The organism is Nocardioides sp. 1609, from assembly GCF_004522105.1.
Classification (GTDB): domain Bacteria; phylum Actinomycetota; class Actinomycetes; order Propionibacteriales; family Nocardioidaceae; genus Nocardioides.
The window spans coordinates 104283-124144 of the sequence record NZ_SPUJ01000003.1; the positions used below are offsets into that span (position 1 = coordinate 104283).

Below are 19862 nucleotides of genomic sequence, written 5' to 3' on the forward strand. Positions count from 1 at the left end.
ACAGCATGAGCGAGCTCACCGACAACTTCGCCGACGACGCCGGCCGGTTCCGGCTCGAGTCGCGCATAGCCACCGGCGGGATGGGCGAGGTCTGGCGCGCCACCGACACCGTGCTCGGCCGCCAGGTCGCGGTCAAGCTGCTCAAGACCGAGTTCGCGGACGACCCGACCTTCCGGGCGCGCTTCGCCACCGAGGCCCAGCACGCCGCCGCCCTGCACCACCCGGGCATCGCGTCGGTCTTCGACGTCGGCGAGAAGGCGGCCACCGACGGGTCGGGCAACCCCCGCCCGTTCCTGGTGATGGAGCTCGTCGAGGGCCAGCCGCTCTCGGCCCTGATCGGCGGCGCCTCCGGCGGTCGCGACCTCGACCCGCAGGCCGTCCGCGACCTGCTGTCGCAGGTCGGCGAGGCCCTCGGCGCCGCGCACCGCGCCGGGATCATCCACCGCGACGTCAAGCCGGCCAACCTGCTCGTGACGCCCGAGGGGAAGGTGAAGGTGACCGACTTCGGCATCGCCCGCGCCGCCGACGGCGTCGGCATCACCCGCACCGGCGCGGTGATGGGCACGCCGCAGTACCTCTCCCCCGAGCAGGCCGAGGGCCGCCCGGCCACGTCGGCGTCCGACGTCTACGCCCTCGGCGTCGTCGCCTTCGAGTGCCTCGCCGGACGCCGTCCGTTCGAGGCCGACTCGCCCGTCGCGACCGCGCTGGCGCACCTGCGCAACCCGATCCCCGACCTGCCGGCCAGCGTGCCGGCCGACCTGGCCGCCGTCGTCCGCCGGGCGCTGGCCAAGAAGCCCGAGGAGCGGTACGCCGACGGCGCGGCCTTCGCGGCCGCGCTGCGCGACCCCACGGCCGCCGTCCCGGCCACCCGGGCCACGCCGCGCACCCCCGTCGCCCCGGTGGTGCCGGTGGTGCCGGTCCCCCCGGTCGGCGACACCACCGCCACCCAGGTCCTGGGCGCGGCCCCGGCGTACGACCCGACCCCGACGCCGCCGCCCACGGGGCCGGTGACCGGCACGACCGACACGGCCGGCTCGACGGTGCCCGACCGGAGGAACCCGTGGCCGGTCGTGGCCGCGGTCGCACTGATCGTCGCGCTCGCGATCGTGCTGACGCTGCTCCTCACCGGCGGTGACGACGACGGTGACGACACCACCGACACCAGCACGACCCCGACCCGCACCCGCACGCAGTCGCAGTCGCAGTCGGCGACGACGTCGGGCCCCGCGACGATCGAGCTCGACGCCTCCGACTACGTCGGCGACCCGATCGAGGACGTCGAGGACGCCCTCGAGGGCCTGGGCCTCCAGGTCCGGCGCGACGAGCAGGACAACGACGACCCGGGTCGCGACGGCGTGGTGGACGGCCTCAACCCGACCGGCACGGTGACCGAGGGCGACACGATCACGGTCAGCTTCTGGGGCGTGGCTCCCGAGGAGACGACGGAGCCGACGACCGACCCCACCACCGAGCCCACGACCGAGCCGACCACCGAGCCCACCTCGGAACCGCCGACCGAGCCCACCACCGAACCGACGCAGACCGAGACCAGCCCGACGCAGCCCACCGACGGAGAGAGCTCACCGTGAACGACCCAGCCCCCACCGTGGTCGGTGGCCGCTACGAGCTGGGCGAGATGCTCGGCCGCGGCGGCATGGCCGAGGTGCGCAAGGGCACCGACAGCCGCCTCGGCCGGATCGTGGCCGTCAAGCGGCTGCGCACCGACCTGGCCAGCGACGCGACCTTCCAGGCCCGCTTCCGGCGCGAGGCGCAGTCGTCGGCGTCGCTGAACCACCCCTCGATCGTCGCCGTCTACGACACCGGCGAGGAGCCGGCCACCGACGGCTCGGGGGTCGCCCAGCCCTACATCGTGATGGAGTTCGTCGCCGGCCGGACGCTGCGCGACATCCTGCGCGAGGGCCGCAAGATCCTTCCCGAGCGCGCCCTCGAGATCACCAGCGGCGTGCTCTCGGCCCTCGACTACAGCCACCGTGCCGGCATCATCCACCGCGACATCAAGCCCGGCAACGTGATGCTGACGCCGTCGGGCGACATCAAGGTGATGGACTTCGGCATCGCCCGCGCGATGAGCGACGCCGCGAACTCGATGACCCAGACCGCCGCCGTCGTCGGCACCGCGCAGTACCTCTCCCCCGAGCAGGCGCGCGGAGAGTCGGTCGACTCCCGCTCCGACGTCTACTCCGCCGGCTGCCTGCTCTACGAGCTGCTCACCGGCCGGCCGCCGTTCGTCGGCGACAGCCCCGTCGCGGTGGCCTACCAGCACGTGCGGGAGCAGCCCTCCCCGCCGTCCGACCACGACACCGAGCTGCCGCCCGCCGTCGACGCGATCGTCCTCAAGGCGCTGACCAAGCGGCTCGAGGACCGCTACCAGTCGGCCGGCGCGATGCGCAACGACATCGAGCGCTACCTCGCCGGCCGCCCGGTCGAGGCCACCGTCCCGCCACCGGCCCCGGCGCCCGAGCCGCCCCCGCCGGCGCCCGTCGCCGCCCCGGTCGCGACGCCGCCGCGGCGCCCCGAGCCGACGCCGCTGCCGCTCTCGCACGAGCCCGGGCCCCCGCGCACCGGGTTGTGGGTGCTGCTCGGCCTGCTCGTCGTCGCCCTGCTCGTGGCCGGCTGGTTCCTCGTCAAGGACGAGCTGTTCCCCGAGCCGCCGGAGCGCACGCCGGTCCCGGGCGTGATCGGGATGACCGAGGACCAGGCCCGCCAGACGATCGGCAACGCAGGGCTCACCGTCGACCCGCAGGTCGTCTACGAGAACAGCGACACCGTCCCGGCCGAGGAGGTCATCGAGCAAAGTCCCTCCAAGGACGACTACGTCGCCCCGGGCTCACCGATCACCCTGACCGTCTCCATCGGCAAGGAGGAGGTGGCCGTGCCGAGCGTCGTCACGTTGTCGCTGAAGGACGCCAAGGCGGAGCTCCGGGAGCAGGGCTTCACCAAGGTCCGCCAGGAGGAGGTCGAGAGCGACCGGCCCCAGGGCGAGGTGCTGACCCAGAACCCCGCGGCCGGCACCATGGTCGAGAAGGGCGCCTCGATCACCCTCGAGTACTCCGAGGGACCCAAGGAGGTGCCGTTCGTCATCGGCAAGACCGAGCGTGAGGCCACCCGGCTGATCGAGGAGGCCGGCTTCGTCGTCGACGTCCGGCCGGACGCGGTGTCGACCGAGGTCAAGGGCACCGTCACCGACCAGGCCCAGGAGGCCGGCCAGCCGCTGCCGCAGGACAGCGTCGTGGTGATCTTCGTGTCGGTCTACGTCGAGCCGACCACGACCTCCCCGCCGCCGACCACGCCGCCGACCACCACGGACCCGGCGCCGACCGACCCGTTGCCCACCGACCCGCTGCCGTCCCGCGGCCCCGCTGCGTCGGACGACGACGAGGACTGACCTGCCGCTCGACGGTCCCTGGCTGCTGCCCGTGCTCGTCGCGGGCCCAGCGGGTGCCCAGCGCGTGCCCAGCGCGTGCAATTGCCGACGTGTGGCCAGTTTTCAGCGCCGAACGTGGCCGATTCGCGGCAATTGCGCGCGCTGGGCAGGTCCGACACCCCACCCGCAGCGGGGCCGATCAGTCCTGGGGACGGGCGGAGTCCATGGTGATCAAGCCTTCGTACGGCGGCGCCTCGAGCTCGGGCTCCTGCTCGAGCTCCCAGCCGATGCCGATGTCGGGCGAGGCGGCGTCGAGCCGGAAGCCGGTGACGTCCTGGTCGGCGTCGATGGCCGCCTGGAGCGTCTCGGGGTCACCGACCGCCTCGATCTCGTAGGGCTCCGGGTAGGGCACGCCCTGGAGCTGGACGGTGCTGCCGGTGCACCGGATGCCGGTGGTGCTGACGACGCGCTGCCCCTGGATGGTGACGGCGTCGGCGCCGCCGGCCCACAGGGCGTTGACGACGGCCTGGATGTCCTGCTGGTGCACCACCAGGCGTTGCAGCCTGGCCTCCGGGTCGGGTTCACGCAGGGCGTTCTCGAAGGCGTCGTCGGGCGCGTCGGACAGCACGATGCGCAGCCCCGGCCCGCTGACCGCCTCGAGACCGGCCGGCCCCCTGAGCGTGTCGGCGACGCGGTGCTCGCGGCGCACGCGGGCGTCGTCGATGTCGTTGGTGAGCGCCTCGACCTCGGTCCGGAGGGCGGCCGCCTCGGCCTGGAGCGCCTCGTAGGACTCCGACTCCGACTGCGTCAACGACGCCAGGTCGGTGTAGCGACCCGGGCGGAGGTCGGTGCCACCGCTCGTGGTGGCACTCGCGACGAAGAGCACACCGGACAGCAGGACCACGACCGGCGTCCCGATCCGCCACGGACCGCGCGAACGCGCGACCGGAGCCGCGACCTCGGCTCGGCCGTCGGCTCCGGTGTCGGCTCCGGCGTCGACTTCGGGGTCGACCGGGTGGGCTGGGTCCATGCCGACTAAGGTAACTCGCGACCGCGACGCGCCGTGGCGCGCCCGGCCCCGTCCGCAGCACCCATCAGATCGGAACCGACCCGTGGCCAAGCTCAAGGCGAAGCAGCAGACCTTCGACCCCGACCGGGGGCCGGTGGTCAGCATCCGCTTCGCGGTCGCGATCGCCCTGGTCGTCCTCGGCATCGCATGGATCGCGTTCTACTACATCGGTGTCCGCGCTCCCGACGGCCTCAACTCCGAGGGCGCGCCGTACCCCGCGACCGGTCCGGGCTTCATGCAGGACCTCGACCAGTGGAACTACCTGATCGGCTTCGGCCTGTTCTTCCTCGGCCTGGTCGTCGCCGCGCACCCCTCCACCCCGCTCGGCCGCGGCCGCGGCGTCGTGGTCGGCATGCTCGGCTGCTTCCTGCTCGGGCTCGCCTGGATCTGCGTCTTCTACGCCATCGCGAACCAGGCCGACCCGTCGCTGCCGATCTTCAACGACCTCGGCCAGAAGAACCTGGGCGTCGGTATCGCGTTCATGGCCGTCGGCTTCACCTTCGCCACGCGCTGGGAGTGACCCGACGCGGGAGCGCGACTGCCTCCCGCACCGGCGCCCACCGGCGCCACCCCTGCTGAAGCTCCGGAACGACCCCGGCCCTCGCCCAGACGGCCGGGGTCGTCCTGCGTCCACAGCCAGAGTTATCCACAGGCTTCTCCACACCTGTGGAACGAATGACACGCATGTAGTTATCCACCGGTTGTTCCACAGCTGTGGACAACTGCCCCCACGACGACGCCGACCCGTCAGTGATCGCTGACGGGTCGGCGGGCGTGGGACCGGGGTGGAGACGGGGCGGGGGTGGGCTCAGGCCAGGGCGGCCGAGCGGGCGATCACGGCGAGGGCCAGCAGTGCCGTGAAGGCGAAGAGCAGGCACCCCTGCACGACCGCCCGGCGGGGACCACGCGGGGCGTAGATGAGCGCTGCCGTCACGACGACGCCGCCGACCAGGCCACCGAGGTGGCCCTGCCAGGAGATGCTGAGGCCGGGCAGGAAGGTGATGACGACGTTGACGAGCAGCAGCCCGCCGATGCTCCGCAGGTCGCTGCCGACCTTGTGGACGATCACGGCGAAGGCGCCGAAGAGCCCGAAGATCGCCGTGGAGGCGCCGAGCGTGTAGCCCTCGGTGCCGGAGAGCCAGTAGACCGCGACCGAGCCGGACAGGCCCGAGAGCAGGTAGAGCGCGACGAACCGGAGCCGACCGAGAGCGGCCTCGAGCTGCGGTCCGAGCACGTAGAGCGAGAGCATGTTGGCCCCGATGTGCCAGACCTGCTCGTGGGTGAACATGCTGGTGACGAGCTGCCAGTAGGCGCCGTCCGCGACACCGGGCACCCAGCTGCCGTCGCCGCCGCCGACCATGGCGCACGAGGCGGCGGACTCCACGCCGCGCCAGTACGACGCGGGGTCGGAGACCGACTCGCAGATGCCGCGCGCCGAGATGGCCAGGCGGCCCAGGAGCGGGCTCTGCGACCACCCCGTGACCACGATCGCCAGCCAGACGGCGAGGTTCGTCCCGATCAGGACGAACGACGTGAGGGCCGGGTTGGCCGAGCGGGCGCCGCCGTACGCGCCCTGGGCCTGCCGGGTGGTGCGGGCGCCCTCGGCGATGCACGTGGGGCACTGGAACCCGACGGCGGCGTCGCGCATGCAGTCGGGGCAGATCGGGCGCTCACACCGCTGGCAGCGGATGTGCGCCTCACGCCCGGCGTGCCGGTAACAGACCGGGACGCCGGGCGCAGGAGGCCCCGCAGGGCCGGAGGTGCTCAACGAGCCAAGCTCACTTCTCGGAGCCGCCGACGATCTCGACGGACTCGATCACGACGGGCTCGACCGGGCGGTCGCCCGCGGCGGTCGGCGTCGCACCGATGGCGTCGACGACGTCGCGCGAGGCCTGGTCGGCGACCTCGCCGAAGATCGTGTGCTTGCGGTTCAGCCACGGGGTCGCACCGAGGGTGACGAAGAACTGCGAGCCGTTCGTGCCCGGCCCGGCGTTCGCCATCGCGAGCAGGTAGGGCTTGTCGAAGACGAGCTCGGGGTGGATCTCGTCCTTGAACGTGTAGCCCGGGCCGCCGGTGCCGGTGCCGATCGGGCACCCGCCCTGGATCATGAAGCCCGAGATGACGCGGTGGAAGCCGAGCCCGTCGTAGAACTTGCCGGTGCGGCCGTCGGGCGTGCTGTACGCCTTCTCGCCCGTGGCGAGGCCGGTGAAGTTGGCGACCGTCTCGGGCGCGTGGTTCGGGAACAGGTCGATCGTGATGTCGCCCCTGTTCGTCTTGAGGATGGCCTGCTGGTCAGCCATGACTGCCCTTCGTGGTCGGGGTGATGAGGTGGGACGTGCGCACGCGCGCCCGTGGTGGACGCGCGTTCGTGCACCCGATCCTGCCACGCCGCCCACAGCCGCGGCGCCGGGCTCACCCGACCTGGGGTGGTCGGCGTTTGTCGCGACGTGGTTGGCTGGTCCTCCACGCAGACGTACGGCCGCGAGGCCAGGAAAGGGAGGCTCGACATGGGACTCCGCAAGAAGAAGTCACTCGTCGACCAGGCCCGCACGCAGGCCAGCGACTACGTCGACGCCCTCAAGCCGCACGTCGAGTCGGCTCTCGAGCAGGCCAAGGACTTCGTCCAGGACACCGCGATCCCCGCGATCCACGACGCGCGCGACAAGGCCGGCCCCGTGCTGGCCGACGCTCGTGACAAGGCGGGCCCCGCTCTCGCCGACGCCCGGGCGAAGGCCGCGCCGATCGTCGCCGGTGGCGCCGCGCTCGCCGTCGAGAAGGCCTCCGAGGTCCGCGAGAAGGCGGCCCCGCTCGTCGCGAGCGGCGCCTCGGTGGCCGCTGCGAGGGCGACCCAGGCCCGCGAGCTCGCCGACACCCAGGTCGCCAGGATCAAGGGCGAGGAGCCGAAGAAGAAGGGCAAGCTGAAGAAGTTCGCCCTCCTCGCGATCATCGCCGGCGCCGTCGCCTTCGTCGCCAAGAAGCTCCAGGGCGGCAAGGACGACAACTGGCAGTCCTCCTACAAGCCGACGCCGGCCCCCGCGCCCAAGCCGGCGGCCAAGCCGGCCACCGCGCCGACCGCGACGCCGGTCACGCCCGCCACCACCACGATCGACGACTCGGCAGGCGCCGCGCCCGACGAGGCGATCGCCGACGCCGCCGAGGCGCCGCACCCGGTGACGACGCCCGACGAGCCGGCCGAGATCGTCGACATCGACCCCGACGACAAGCCGAACACGCCCGACTGACCACGTCGAGCACCAGGCTCAGCCGCCCCGAGGACCCCGGTCCTCGGGGCGGTTCTGCTTGATCCAGTCGTCGATGCGCTCCCACCAGTCGAAGAGCCACTCGATGCGCGCCTCGCGCCCCTCCGGGATCTCCTCGCGCGGCACCTGCCACCACCGCATCACGATCTGCTTGTCCATCGGCAGCGCCCGCCAGAGGTCGCCGACGGTGAGCAGGTGGTCGAGCCCGGTGTGGGCGACGAGGACGACGTCGGCGTCCGGCGCCGCGTCCAGGGCCGCGATCAGTCCGCCCGGACGCGGGGCGAGCACGGTGGTCATCTGCTCGGCCCGCTGCGCCATCCGCTCGAGCCCGAGCCGCCGCAGCCGGGCGATCGCGCGGTCGCGACGCTCCTCGGTGAAGTTGCCGCCCTCGGGGAAGATCACGAAGGCGTCGTTCTCGTCGAGGCCGCTGGCCAGGGCGTGGATGAGGCTCGCGAGGTCGGCGTCCGGGCCAGGGTTCGGGGCGATGAAGCGGGCCGGGATCCGGTTCAGGAGGACGTCGACCGCCGGGTCCCAGGCCAGGGTGTCCTTCAGGACGACGCGCGGCTCGCGCTGGTACCAGTGCATCAGCGCGTGGATCAGCGTGAACGAGTCGCCCGGGCCGGCGTGCCGGCAGGCGACGAGGATCGGGACGCCGGGGTGGGCGTCCGGCGCCGGGCCATCCGTCGCGATCGACAGCTTGAGCACGCGACGCGCCTCGCGGAAGAACACCCACATCACGCCCTGGACCAGGTCGTAGTGCACCCCCTCCCAGTACGGCGTCCGCACCCGGCGCCCGAAGCCCGAGGCCAGCCACCACCCGAGGAGCACGACGAGCACGAGCGCCTCCGTCGTCAGGTACAGCACGAGGAGCCACAGCAGCCTCAGCGCCCGCCACCGACCGGGCAGCACCGGCGAGAGGGCGGCCGCGAGCAGGAGCCACACCGGCAGGGTCACCCAGGTCACGACCGCGAGGCCGACCACCGCGGGGGCCAGGACGAGACGGCGGAACCCGTGCCTCACGCGGGGACGTCGCGGCCGTCGAGGTAGGCCGTGCACGCCTCGTAGGTCTGCTCGATGCGCCGCTCGACGCTGGCGAAGTCGCGCGAGGCGCGCAGGGTGTCGTCCTTCTCGGAGGTCCCCCGCGCCGGCAGCACGTGGCACTCGACGCCGTCGGGCAGCTCGTCGAGCTCGCGGACGAAGCGGTGCCGGCGGGCGATCTCGAAGGCGACCCGCGCCACCTCCCACGGCTTGCGCGGCGCCTCGAGCGGCCGGTCGAAGCGACCGACCTGGAGCACGAAGACCCGGGTGGCCCCCAGCGCGACGGCGCGGCCCAGCGGCACCGAGTTCACGATGCCGCCGTCGAGGTAGTGCTCGCCGTCGACCTCCGCGGGCGGCAGCAGCCCCGGGACGGCGGCGCTGGCGATCACCGCGGGCACGACCGGCCCGCTGGTGAACCAGTGCTCGGCCGCCCGCTCGATGCTGGCCGCGCAGACCTGGAAGCGCACCGGCAGCTCCTCGAAGCGGACGTCGCCCAGCTCGTCGGCGAGCCGGCGGGCCAGCGGCTCGGCGCTGTACAGGTGGGTGCCGCTGGTGACCGCCCGACGCACCGTGCGCAGCGGGGTGTCCCCCAGGACGTCGCGTCCCGACGCCGCCGCGCCGCGCCACAGGTCGAGCAGCCGGTCGACGACGGCGAGCTCGGGCTCGCGGGCGACCAGGGCGCCGTTCATCGCGCCGATGCTGGTGCCCAGCACCAGGTCGGGCACCACCCCGTGCTCGAGCAGCGCGCGGACCATGCCGACCTCGACCGCGCCGAGGACGCCGCCGCCGCCGAGCACGAACGCGGTGGTCACGCCTACGGGGTCGTGGCGGGTGTGTCGGCGCCGTGCTCGCGGCGCACGCGGGCCGTGGCGCGGTGCTCGGCCCAGAACGACAGCAGGGGCACGGTGCCGCACAGGAGGGTGACGGCGGTGTAGGGGATGTCCCAGTCGGCCCGGCGGGAGAGCAGGAAGGCGGCGAACAGGAAGATCATGTAGAGCCAGCCGTGCGCGACGCCGAGGTAGCTGGTGATCCAGGCGCCGAGCTCCTGGCCACCGGTGCCGTCCTCGAGGAGGTACTTCAGCGGCACCCCGACCAGGATCAGCACGACGAGCAGCACCCCGACGATCGTCGCCATGACGCGGTAGGCGAGCAGGGCCCGGCGGATGTCGGGTCTGGTCTCGAAGCTCACGTCGACGACGGTACCGGGTGCTCCGCGAGCGCCGGGGCACGGGACTCGCGCACGAAGCGCCACCAGATGAAGCCGGCGAAGGCACCGAAGACCCACCACTCGATGGCGTAGAGGATGTTCTTCAGCGCGGTGGTGCTGCTGGGCTCGGGGAGCTCCTCGAGGTCCCCGGCCGGGAGCCCGTCGATGCCGTCCTCGGCGACGGCGTAGGCGCCGTACAGGTCGCCGTCGACCCGCTGGACGAGGTCGGCGACCCGCAGCTGCGGGAAGACGTCGTCGGTCGGGTCCTCGTCGGTGGCACCGGTGCCCTCCGGCGGCTGCAGCCAGCCGGTCACCTCACCCGCACCGGACGGCGGCGCCGGCGCGTCGGCCGGGTCCTCGACCCACCCGCGCACCACCGGGACCGCGGGCTGGTCGGCAGCACCGCTGGTGATCGGCGTGACGACCCAGTAGCCGTCGACACCCTCGTGCCGGCGGTCGGCGACGAAGACCGTGGCGTCGGGCAGCCAGGTGCCGCTGATCTCGACCGGCTGGCCGACCCGGGCGGCCGGGAACCCGTCGTCGGGACCCAGGACGTCGGCCAGGGCCACCGGCTCGCCCTGGGTCAGGTCGACCCGCTCGTCGTCCCGGTGCTGCTGCCACGCCTCGTACTGCCACACGCCGAGCCCGCCCGCCACCAGCACGCACACGAGGCCCACCAGGTGCGCCCCCAGCATCCTCGGGGTCAGCAGCTCACGCACCCCTCCAGGGTACGGAGCCGGTGGGGGAAGGCTCCGGTCGGGATGGTCCCGGCTGTCCGGGTCGCCGACCGCCCCGGACGACGAGCCGATCGGCCGGGACTGTCGCCCGGGCCGGCGCCGGTCTGCCACGATGCCGGGGTGATCCACCACCTCAACTGCGCGTCGTTCCACCCGCCGATCGTGGGCGCGATGGTGACGCACGTGCTGCTGGTCGAGCGGGCCGCGGGCCTGCTGCTGGTCGACACCGGGTTCGGGACCGCCGACGTGGCCTCCCCGCAGCGGCTCGGACGGGCGTTCAAGGCGCTGATGCGCCCCCAGCTGCGCGCCGACGAGACCGCGCTCGCGCAGGTCGCCGCGCTGGGGTACGCCGCGGACGACGTCACCGACATCGTGCTGACCCACATGGACCTCGACCACGTCGGGGGCATCTCCGACTTCCCCCGCGCCCGCGTGCACGTCTACGAGGCCGAGCTCGCCGCGGCGCGGGACCCGCACGGCATGGAGCACGGCCGCTACCTGGCGGCCCAGTGGAGGGACGCCGACTTCGTCACCCACGGCACCGGCGGTGGACAGGGCACCGGCGAGGACTGGTTCGGCTTCGAGTCGGTCACCGTGCTCGGCGACGACGTCCTCATGGTGCCGCTCGCCGGGCACTCCCGCGGGCACGCCCTGGTCGCGGTGCGCGACGGCGAGGGCTGGCTCGCGCACGCCGGCGACGCCTACTTCCACCGCGACGACCTCGCCGCCCCGCCGTCCGGGCCGCGCGCGCTGCGCGTCGTCCAGCGCCTGCTCGCCCAGGACGACGAGCGGCGCCTGGCCAACCGCGACCGCCTCGGCGAGCTCGTGCGCGGCGGCCACGACGGGCTGCGGGTGTTCAGCGCGCACGACCCGGTCGAGCTCGCGGCGTTCACCTCCGCGGGCTGACCGGCGACGAGTCCGTCGCCGGGGGCTACCGGCCCGGGGCGGAGCGTCGGGCCCGCTCCACGGCGGCCGGCACCCGCTCGACCAGGTACGGCGCCAGGGTGCGCACGAACGACGCCGTCAGGTGCGCCTTGTTGCGGTAGACCACGACGTTGCCGACGACCGGCAGGCAGGTCTCCTCGGTGCACATCAGGTCGCGCAGGTCGACCAGGGCCGAGCCCGGCGTCTGCTCCACCGCGCGGGCCAGGGCGTCGAACGGGCCGATCGCCTCGTCCCGGGCGCGGCTGCACCGGGCGACCGCCTCGCTCTCGTGCTCCTCGACGCACCGGACGACGTCCGCGGCGCCCGCCGGGTAGTCGCGCAGCGCCACCACCACGGCCCCCCGCGCGATCTCGGCCGCCCACGCCTCGTGGTGCCCGGCGACGGTCGCCTCGCGAGCGGTCTCGCCGGCCTCGGGCTCGGCGAGGTAGCCGCCCTGGTCGGCGGTCGTGAGGATGACGTCGTACGGCGGGCTCGCGGCCAGGTGCTCGGCGAGCGCCTGCTTCCACTCGCTGCACTCGCCGGCGTAGGTCTCGGTGCGGCCGCCCTGCGGCCGGGTGCCCCACGAGCAGCCGGCGCGGGTGGCGACGTCGACGTGCCACCCCAGCTCCGCCGCGAGGCTCTCGTACGCCGGCAGGTAGCCGTAGCTGTGGGAGTCCCCGACCGCGAGCACCCGCGGCGCCGCCGGGTCGTCGCTGCCGAACCCGCACAGCCGCAGCTCGGTCACCCCGAAGAACGCCCAGCAGTCCGGGTCGACGTAGTCGTCGATCGACGCGCTGGACGGTGGCGGGACGAGCGTGTCGCCGAGGTCGTCGCACCCCGTCGACCGCGGGTCCATCGCCGCCGCCCCCAGGCAGTCGGCGTCGCCCGAGAGCAGCCGCGCCCGCGCCTCGGCGAGCTGGTCCTCCTGCTCGCGCACCGCGGACCGCGCGCCGAGGACGGCGATCGCCGCCACCGCCAGCGTGGTCACCAGGGTCGCGGCGAGCACGAGCGCGCCCCGGTGGCCGCCACGGAGACCGGGCGCGGATCGGAGCGGGTGCTCGACGTAGGCCGTCGAGGCCCAGGCCAGCACCACCGTCACCACGGCGATGGCCAGCTTGTGCGCGGTGCCGAGGGGCTCGTCGGTGACGTACGGGACCAGGACGATCAGGGGCCAGTGCCACAGGTAGACCGCGTACGAGACGTCCCCGAGCCAGCTCACCGGCCGCCAGGTGCTCGCCCACGCCACGGGGCCCCGGTCGTGCGCGGCCAGCACCAGGACGGCGCCGAGCACCGGCACCAGCGCGACGGCGCCCGGGAACGCGCCACCGTCGAACGTCGCCGCGGAGACGAGGATCGCCCCGAGGCCGACCGCGCCGGCGACCTGCCGCGGCACCGGGCCGAGCCGCAGGCGGGTCGCCGCCAGCAGCGCGCCCGCCAGGAACTCCCACGCCCGGGTGAGGGTGGAGAAGTACGCGACGCCGGGATCGGTGCCGGTGCTCACCACCGACCAGGCCAGGCTGGCCGCCGCGAGGACGCCGAGCAGCGCGACCGGCCACCAGCGACGCGCCCGCTGCCCGGCCCGGCCGCGGGTGAGCAGCAGCCCGGCGACGAGCACGAGCGGGAGGGCGACGTAGAGCTGCTCCTCGACGGCGAGGCTCCAGTAGTGCTGCACCGGCGCCGGGGCGGCGTCGATCGCCAGGTAGTCGACGGCCTGGTCGGCGAGCACCCAGTTCTGGACGTAGAGCGCCGAGCCGGCGACCTGGTGAAGGAAGTCCTCGCGCGCGCTCAGCGGCACGACCGTCAGGACGGCGACGGTGACGGCCGCCAGCACCAGCAGGGACGCCGGCAGCAGCCGTCGCGCACGGCGTGCCCAGAAGCGGCCGAGCCGGATCCGCCCGGTGCTCCCGAGCTCGGCCAGCAGGTGTCCCCCGATGAGGAACCCGGAGATGACGAAGAAGACGTCGACCCCCACGAAACCGCCACCGAGCCGGTTCGGCCACAGGTGGTAGACGAGCACCAGGCCCACCGCCAGCGCCCGCAGACCCTGGATGTCGAGGCGCTGGGCACGACCGCTCACGGTGCCGGTGTCGCCCACGCTGCCTGCTGTGCTCATCTCGCGCGGCCCTCGCGGCTGGTGGTGGTGGAGCCTAGGGGACTCGAACCCCTAACCCCCTGCTTGCAAAGCAGGTGCGCTACCAATTGCGCCAAGGCCCCGTGCGGTCACGCCGGACCGCGGATCAGGTCAGTGTGCCTTGCGGACCGTGTCGGTGGCCTCGGCCCAGAGGGCCTGCTCGTCACGGCCGTCGGCCATCTTCTTGCGGACGACGACCGCGCCGGCAGCGGCGAGCGCGAGCAGCAGGATCTTCTTCATCGCATCTCCATCTCGCGCCGGATCGGGGGCAGCGGCCCCACGTGCGTGGGCCTAACAGGACTTGAACCTGTGACCTCTTCCTTATCAGGGAAGCGCTCTAACCGTCTGAGCTATAGGCCCGAACCGCCCGCGTGAGCAGGCGGTGGAACGTTACCTCAGGGCACCGAGGTGGTCCCAATCGAGGTGGGTCAGTTGTCCTCGGCGAGGGTGACCTCGATGCCGCCCAGGAGCGCGGCGGACATGTTGTACAGGAACGACGTCAGCGTCGCGATCGCGGTGATCAGGACGACGTCGACCGCGGCGACCAGCATCGTGAAGCCCAGCACGCGCTCGGTGCCGACGTAGTCCTCGATGTCGAAGTCGGCCGTGCTCGGCTCGTTGACGACCTCCTTGACGGTGTCGTTGATCGAGGTCCAGACACCGGCGGCCCCGATGACCTCCCAGATCATCGCCACGGCGACGACGGTGACGATGCCGAAGGCGATGGAGAGCAGGAACGCCGTCTTCATCACCGACCACGGGTCGATGCGGGTCAGCCGGAGCCGGGCCCGCCGCGGACCGCGCTGCTTGGCCTTGGTCGCCTTGGAGGTCGCGGTGGGCGCGGCCCGGTCGGTGTCGCGGTCGGCACCGTCGTCGGGCCGGTCACCGCCGGCCAGCTTGGCCTGGATGCGCTCGGCGAGCCCGGGCCGGACGACGGTGTCGCCGGCACCCGGCGACGCGTCGGGGCGGGGCTGCTTGCTCGGCTTCGGCTGCTTCGGGGCCTGGGGAGGCTTCGGCGTCCGGGCCTGCGGTGTCGGGCTCGCGGCCGGCGGCGGAGTCGTCGGCGGCGGGCTCGTCGGTGCGGGCCGATCACTCATCAGCCTTGGTCCTCACCCTCGGGTACGACGTCCGCGGCGGACGCCTCAGCGTCGATTGTGTCATCCGCTACCACATCCGAGGAAACCTCGACACCTCCGACACCCTCGCCGGCACCCTCGCCGGCACCCTCGACGACGTCCTCCTCGGGCAGCTCGCCCCCGGCCTCCTCGACGACCTTCGCCTCGATCGAGCGGGCCACGACGGCGACGGCGTCGCCCTTCTTCGGGGACACGAACTTCACGCCCTGCGTCGAGCGACCCAGCGGCCGGAAGTCGGCGTTGATGGGGCTGCGCACCACCTGGCCGCCCTGGGTGATCGAGAGCACCTCGTCGCCGTCCTCGACGATGAACGCGCCGACCAGGCCGCCGCGGTCCTCGTTGGTGAGGGTCATCGCCCGCACACCCTTGGTGCCGCGGTTGGTGAGCCGGTACTCGTTGATCCGGGAGCGCTTCGCGAAGCCGCCGTCGGTCATCGTGAAGACGTACTGCACCTTGACGTCCTCGCTCTCGTCGGCGTCCTCGGCCGCGGCCTGCGCGGCCCGGATCACCGACATCGAGAGCACGGAGTCCGCGTCGGCCGTCGCCATCCCGGTGACGCCGGACGTCGCCCGGCCCATCGGCCGCAGCTGCCCGTCGTCGGCGCGGAAGCGCACCGCCTGGCCGCGCCGCGACACCAGCAGGATCTCGTCGTCGGGGCCGACCAGCTCGGCGCCGATCAGCTCGTCGTCGTCCTCGCGGAAGTTGATCGCGATGACGCCGGCCTGGCGCGGGGAGTTGTAGTCACCGAGCCGGGTCTTCTTGACCAGGCCGTTGCGGGTGGCGAGCACGAGGTAGGGCATCTGGTCGTAGTCGCGGATCGCGAGCACCTGGGCGATCGACTCGTCGGGCTGGAAGCTCAGCAGGCCGGCGACGTGCCCGCCCTTGGCGTCGCGCTGGGCCTCGGGCAGGTTGTAGGCCTTCGTGCGGTAGACCCGGCCGGCGGTGGTGAAGAACAGCAGCCAGTGGTGGTTGGTCGTGGCGATGAAGTGCTCGACGACGTCGTCGCCGCGCAGGGTCGCGCCGCGCACGCCCTTGCCGCCGCGCTTCTGGCTGCGGTACTGGTCGGCGCGGGTCCGCTTGGCGTACCCGCCGCGGGTGATCGAGACGACGAGGTCCTCGTCGGGGATGAGGTCCTCCATCGACAGGTCACCGTCGGCGGCGATGATCTGCGTGCGTCGCTCGTTGCCGTACTTCTCCACGATCTCGTCGAGCTCGTCGGAGATGATCTGCCGCTGCCGGCCCAGGTTGGCGAGGATGTCCTCGAGGTCGGCGATCTCGAGCTCGATGGCGGCGAGGTCGTCGAGGATCTTCTGCCGCTGCAGGGCCGCGAGCCGGCGCAGCTGCATGTCGAGGATGGCCGTGGCCTGCACCTCGTCGACCTCGAGCAGCTCCATCAGGCCGGTGCGGGCGTCCTCGACGTCGGGCGAGCGGCGGATGAGCGCGATGACCTCGTCGAGGGCGTCGAGCGCCTTGGCCAGGCCGCGCAGGATGTGGGCGCGCTTCTCGGCCTCGGCGAGGCGGTAGCGGGTGCGCCGCTGGATGACCTCGACCTGGTGCTCGACCCAGTTGGAGATGAACTGGTCGATCGACAGGGTCCGCGGGACGCCGTCGACCAGCGCCAGCATGTTGGCGCTGAAGTTGGTCTGCAGCTCGGTGTGCTTGAGCAGGTTGTTGAGCACGACGCGCGCGACGCCGTCGCGCTTGAGGACGACGACCAGCCGCTGGCCGGTCCGGTCGGAGGTGTCGTCGCGGACGTCGGCGATGCCCTGCACCTTGCCCGAGTCGGCCAACTCGGCGATCTTGAGGGCGAGGTTGTCGGGGTTGACCATGTAGGGCAGCTCGGTGATGACCAGGCAGGTGCGTCCGCGGTTGTCCTCGTCGACCTCGATCACCGCGCGCTGGGTGATCGACCCGCGCCCGGTGCGGTAGGCGGTCTCGATGCCCTGGCGGCCCACGATCAGGGCGCCGTTCGGGAAGTCGGGGCCCTTGATCCGCTCGAGCAGCGCCTCCTGGAGCTCCTCGCGCGAGGCGTCGGGGTGCTCGAGGGCCCAGCGGGCGCCGTCGGCGACCTCGCGCAGGTTGTGCGGCGGGATGCTGGTGGCCATGCCGACCGCGATGCCGGCCGAGCCGTTGACCAGCAGGTTCGGGTAGCGGGCCGGCAGGACGACGGGCTCCTCGGAGCGGCCGTCGTAGTTGGGCTGGAAGTCGACGGTGTCCTCGTCGATGTCGCGCACCATCTCGAGCGCGAGCGGCGCCATCCGGCACTCGGTGTACCGCATGGCCGCGGCGGAGTCGTTGCCCGGCGAGCCGAAGTTGCCCTGGCCGTTGACCAGGGGCGCGCGCATCACCCACGGCTGCGCCAGGCGCACCAGGGTGTCGTAGATCGCGGTGTCGCCGTGCGGGTGGTACTGGCCCATCACGTCACCGACGACGCGCGAGCACTTCGAGAAGCCGCGGTCGGGCCGGTAGCCGCCGTCGAACATGGCGTAGAGCACCCGGCGGTGCACCGGCTTGAGGCCGTCGCGGACGTCGGGCAGCGCGCGACCGACGATGACGGCCATCGCGTAGTCGATGTAGGCGCGCTGCATCGAGGTCTGCAGCTCGACGGGCTCGATCCGGCCGCCGAGGGGAGGAGTGCCGCCGTCAGTGGGGGTCTCGGTCACGTGTCTTCGTCTCTCTGATCTGTTCTACCGATGTCTAGGACGGTTCTTAGAACCCTAGATATCGAGGAATCGGACGTCCTTGGCGTTGCGCTGGATGAAGGAGCGGCGCTGCTCGACGTCCTCGCCCATCAGGATCGAGAAGATCTCGTCGGCGTGCGCGGCGTCGTCGAGGGTGACCTGGAGCATCAGGCGCTGCTCGGGGTCCATCGTGGTCTCCCACAGCTCCTTGGCGTTCATCTCGCCGAGGCCCTTGTAGCGCTGCACCGGGTTCTCGCGGGGCAGCTTCTTGCCGGCCTCCACGCCGTCGCGCAGCAGCGCGTCGCGCTCGGCGTCGGAGTAGACGAACTCGTGCTCGGCCGGCTTGTTCCAGCGCAGCCGGTACAGGGGCGGCTGGGCCATGTAGACGTAGCCGCCCTCGATCAGCGGGCGCATGAAGCGGAACAGCAGCGTCAGCAGCAGGGTGTTGATGTGGTGGCCGTCGACGTCGGCGTCGGCCATCAGCACGACCTTGTGGTAGCGCAGCTTGTCGACGTTGTACTCCTCCTGGATGCCCGTGCCCAGGGCGGAGATGATCGACTGCACCTCGGTGTTGCCGAGCACCTTGTCGATCCGCGCCTTCTCGACGTTGAGGATCTTGCCGCGGATCGGGAGGATCGCCTGGATGCGCGGGTCGCGGCCCTGGCGGGCCGAGCCGCCGGCCGAGTCGCCCTCGACGATGAAGACCTCGCACTCCTCGGGCCGGTTGGACTGGCAGTCCGACAGCTTGCCGGGCAGCCCACCCCCACCGAGCAGCCCCTTGCGGGACCGGGCCAGCTCGCGCGCCTTCTTCGCGGCCTGCCGCGCCTGCGCCGCGGCCTGGGCCTTGCGGACGATGTCCTTGCCCTCCGCCGGGTTCTGCTCGAGCCACATCTTCAGCTGGTCGTTGACGATGCGCTGGGTGAAGCCCTTGGCCTCGGTGTTGCCGAGCTTGGTCTTCGTCTGGCCCTCGAACTGCGGCTCACCCAGCTTGATCGAGATGATCGCGGTCAGGCCCTCGCGGATGTCGTCGCCCGAGACGCGGTCCTCGGGCTTCTTCATCAGGCCCCACTCGGCACCGGCGTTGTTGATCAGCGAGGTGAGCGCCGCGCGGAAGCCCTCCTCGTGGGTGCCGCCCTCGTGGGTGTTGATGGTGTTGGCGAAGGTGTGGACCGACTCGGTGTAGGTCGTGTTCCACTGCATCGCCACCTCCAACGACATGTGGTTGTCGCTGGAGTCCGGGGTCTCGGCCTCGAAGGCGATGACGCTCGGGTTGGCGGGGGTCTTGGCGCGGTTGAGGTGCTCGACGTAGTCGACCAGGCCGCGGTCGTACTTGAAGACCTGCTCGGTGCCGCCGTCGGCCCCCGCGCCGAGCGCGTCGTGACCGGCGGAGTCGAGGTCGTTGTCGACCGTGTCGTCGGCGACGGCCTCGGCGACGGCGTCCGCCCCGACCCGCTCGTCGCGCACGACGATCTCCAGGCCCTTGTTCAGGAAGGCCATCTCGCGGATCCGGCTGGTGATGGTCTCCAGCGAGAACGTCGTGGTCTCGAAGATGTCGGGCGAGGGGTAGAACGTGATCGTGGTGCCGGTGCGCTCGCCCTCGGCCATCGTGCCGACCTGGTCGAGGCTCGTCGCGGGGTCGCCGACCTCGAACTCCTGGCGCCACTTGCGTCCGCGGTTCTTGACCTCCGCGATCACCCGCGACGACAGCGCGTTGACCACCGAGATGCCGACGCCGTGCAGTCCGCCGGAGACCTTGTAGCCGCCGCCGCCGAACTTGCCACCCGCGTGCAGGACGGTCAGGGCGAGCGTGAGCGCCGGCAGCTCCTGGCCGGGCGCGGTGTCGGTCGGGATGCCGCGGCCGTTGTCCTCGACCCGGATGCCGCCGTCGGCGAGCAGGGTCAGCACGATGCGGTCGCAGTGCCCGGCGAGCGACTCGTCGACGGCGTTGTCGACGACCTCCCAGATCAGGTGGTGCAGGCCGCGCTCGCCGGTGGAGCCGATGTACATGCCGGGCCGCTTGCGCACGGCCTCCAGACCCTCGAGCACCTGGATCGAGGAGGCGCCGTACTCGGCGTCGACGGTCGAGCTGCGCAAGCCGGGTGCGGCGGTGTCCTCCGGCTCGACCGGTGCCCGGACTACGTCGGCCCCGGCCTCCGGACCGGTCTCGGGAGTCGTCTCGGGGCTGGTCTCGGGCACAGACTGGTCAGACACGCGCGGGCCTCTCCGGAGGGTTGAGCAGACATGACGAAGGTCGCGGCACGCAGGTCCGAGATGGCGGGACCGGAGTGCGGGCG

Annotated in this window: 17 protein-coding genes and 2 tRNA genes; 5 read left to right on the forward strand and 14 right to left on the reverse strand. The window is 72.6% G+C overall.

The window, feature by feature from the left end; genetic code table 11:
• Positions 1–5: 5 nt before the first annotated feature.
• Together E4623_RS22935 and pknB are read left to right on the forward strand one after the other, a co-directional pair.
• Complete coding sequence (locus E4623_RS22935) at positions 6–1589, forward strand: serine/threonine-protein kinase (RefSeq protein WP_209020555.1); 1584 nt, start codon at positions 6–8, stop codon at positions 1587–1589.
• Positions 1586–3406: a Stk1 family PASTA domain-containing Ser/Thr kinase gene (gene pknB, locus E4623_RS06815; RefSeq protein WP_134765789.1), complete on the forward strand. Its 1821-nt coding sequence runs from the start codon at positions 1586–1588 to the stop codon at positions 3404–3406. The genes E4623_RS22935 and pknB overlap by 4 nt, the downstream gene beginning before the upstream one ends.
• A gap of 178 nt (positions 3407–3584) precedes the next feature.
• On the opposite strand, the gene E4623_RS06820 is transcribed toward pknB, so the two are convergent.
• Positions 3585–4415 carry a DUF881 domain-containing protein gene (locus E4623_RS06820; RefSeq protein ID WP_245154943.1) on the reverse strand — a complete coding sequence of 277 codons (831 nt, stop codon included), beginning with the start codon at positions 4413–4415 and terminating at the stop codon, positions 3585–3587.
• 82 nt (positions 4416–4497) lie between these two features.
• Here E4623_RS06820 and E4623_RS06825 point away from each other — a divergent pair, with 82 nt between their 5' ends.
• Entirely contained in the window at positions 4498–4974 is a 477-nt protein-coding gene (locus E4623_RS06825) for a cell division protein CrgA (protein WP_245154944.1), read from the forward strand.
• A gap of 288 nt (positions 4975–5262) precedes the next feature.
• On the opposite strand, the gene E4623_RS06830 is transcribed toward E4623_RS06825, so the two are convergent.
• Both E4623_RS06830 and E4623_RS06835 read right to left on the reverse strand, forming a co-directional pair.
• Entirely contained in the window at positions 5263–6222 is a 960-nt protein-coding gene (locus E4623_RS06830) for a rhomboid family intramembrane serine protease (RefSeq protein WP_134765791.1), read from the reverse strand.
• A 10-nt stretch (positions 6223–6232) separates the two neighbouring features.
• Complete coding sequence (locus E4623_RS06835; RefSeq protein WP_134765792.1) at positions 6233–6754, reverse strand: peptidylprolyl isomerase; 522 nt, start codon at positions 6752–6754, stop codon at positions 6233–6235.
• A gap of 207 nt (positions 6755–6961) precedes the next feature.
• Here E4623_RS06835 and E4623_RS06840 point away from each other — a divergent pair, with 207 nt between their 5' ends.
• Positions 6962–7696: a hypothetical protein gene (locus E4623_RS06840; RefSeq protein WP_134765793.1), complete on the forward strand. Its 735-nt coding sequence runs from the start codon at positions 6962–6964 to the stop codon at positions 7694–7696.
• Between the two features lie 18 nt (positions 7697–7714).
• Here E4623_RS06840 and E4623_RS06845 read toward each other — a convergent pair whose 3' ends face one another.
• From E4623_RS06845 to E4623_RS06860, 4 genes are read right to left on the reverse strand one after another with little or no spacing between them, the layout of a single operon-like run.
• A complete protein-coding gene (locus E4623_RS06845; RefSeq protein ID WP_134765794.1) occupies positions 7715–8734 on the reverse strand; it encodes a 1-acyl-sn-glycerol-3-phosphate acyltransferase in 1020 nt (339 codons plus the stop codon).
• Positions 8731–9564, reverse strand: coding sequence for a patatin-like phospholipase family protein (locus tag E4623_RS06850; protein WP_134765795.1), 834 nt, complete (start codon positions 9562–9564; stop codon positions 8731–8733). The genes E4623_RS06845 and E4623_RS06850 overlap by 4 nt, the downstream gene beginning before the upstream one ends.
• A 2-nt stretch (positions 9565–9566) precedes the next feature.
• Positions 9567–9941 carry a DUF3817 domain-containing protein gene (locus tag E4623_RS06855; protein ID WP_245154946.1) on the reverse strand — a complete coding sequence of 125 codons (375 nt, stop codon included), beginning with the start codon at positions 9939–9941 and terminating at the stop codon, positions 9567–9569.
• Positions 9938–10678, reverse strand: a complete 741-nt coding sequence (locus E4623_RS06860; RefSeq protein ID WP_134765796.1) for an SURF1 family protein — start codon at positions 10676–10678, stop codon at positions 9938–9940. Before E4623_RS06860 ends, E4623_RS06855 begins: the two co-directional genes overlap by 4 nt.
• Before the next feature lie 138 nt (positions 10679–10816).
• Here E4623_RS06860 and E4623_RS06865 point away from each other — a divergent pair, with 138 nt between their 5' ends.
• A complete protein-coding gene (locus E4623_RS06865) occupies positions 10817–11602 on the forward strand; it encodes an MBL fold metallo-hydrolase (protein WP_209020556.1) in 786 nt (261 codons plus the stop codon).
• Positions 11603–11627: 25 nt separating this feature from the next.
• On the opposite strand, the gene E4623_RS06870 is transcribed toward E4623_RS06865, so the two are convergent.
• The 7 genes from E4623_RS06870 to gyrB form a co-directional block, all read right to left on the reverse strand.
• Complete coding sequence (locus E4623_RS06870) at positions 11628–13733, reverse strand: acyltransferase family protein (protein WP_134765798.1); 2106 nt, start codon at positions 13731–13733, stop codon at positions 11628–11630.
• Positions 13734–13758: 25 nt separating this feature from the next.
• Positions 13759–13834 (reverse strand) — tRNA-Ala (locus E4623_RS06875).
• 28 nt (positions 13835–13862) lie between these two features.
• The gene (locus tag E4623_RS22940) at positions 13863–13991 is read right to left on the reverse strand and encodes a DLW-39 family protein (protein WP_209020557.1); all 129 of its coding nucleotides are present in this window, start codon (positions 13989–13991) and stop codon (positions 13863–13865) included.
• Between the two features lie 46 nt (positions 13992–14037).
• Positions 14038–14111: transfer RNA gene (locus E4623_RS06880), tRNA-Ile, on the reverse strand.
• Between the two features lie 68 nt (positions 14112–14179).
• Positions 14180–14848: a DUF3566 domain-containing protein gene (locus tag E4623_RS06885; protein WP_134765799.1), complete on the reverse strand. Its 669-nt coding sequence runs from the start codon at positions 14846–14848 to the stop codon at positions 14180–14182.
• A complete protein-coding gene (gene gyrA / locus E4623_RS06890; protein ID WP_245155001.1) occupies positions 14848–17475 on the reverse strand; it encodes a DNA gyrase subunit A in 2628 nt (875 codons plus the stop codon). The genes E4623_RS06885 and gyrA overlap by 1 nt, the downstream gene beginning before the upstream one ends.
• 129 nt (positions 17476–17604) lie before the next feature.
• Positions 17605–19662, reverse strand: a complete 2058-nt coding sequence (gene gyrB, locus E4623_RS06895) for a DNA topoisomerase (ATP-hydrolyzing) subunit B (RefSeq protein WP_134766407.1) — start codon at positions 19660–19662, stop codon at positions 17605–17607.
• Between the last annotated feature and the right edge of the window lie 200 nt (positions 19663–19862).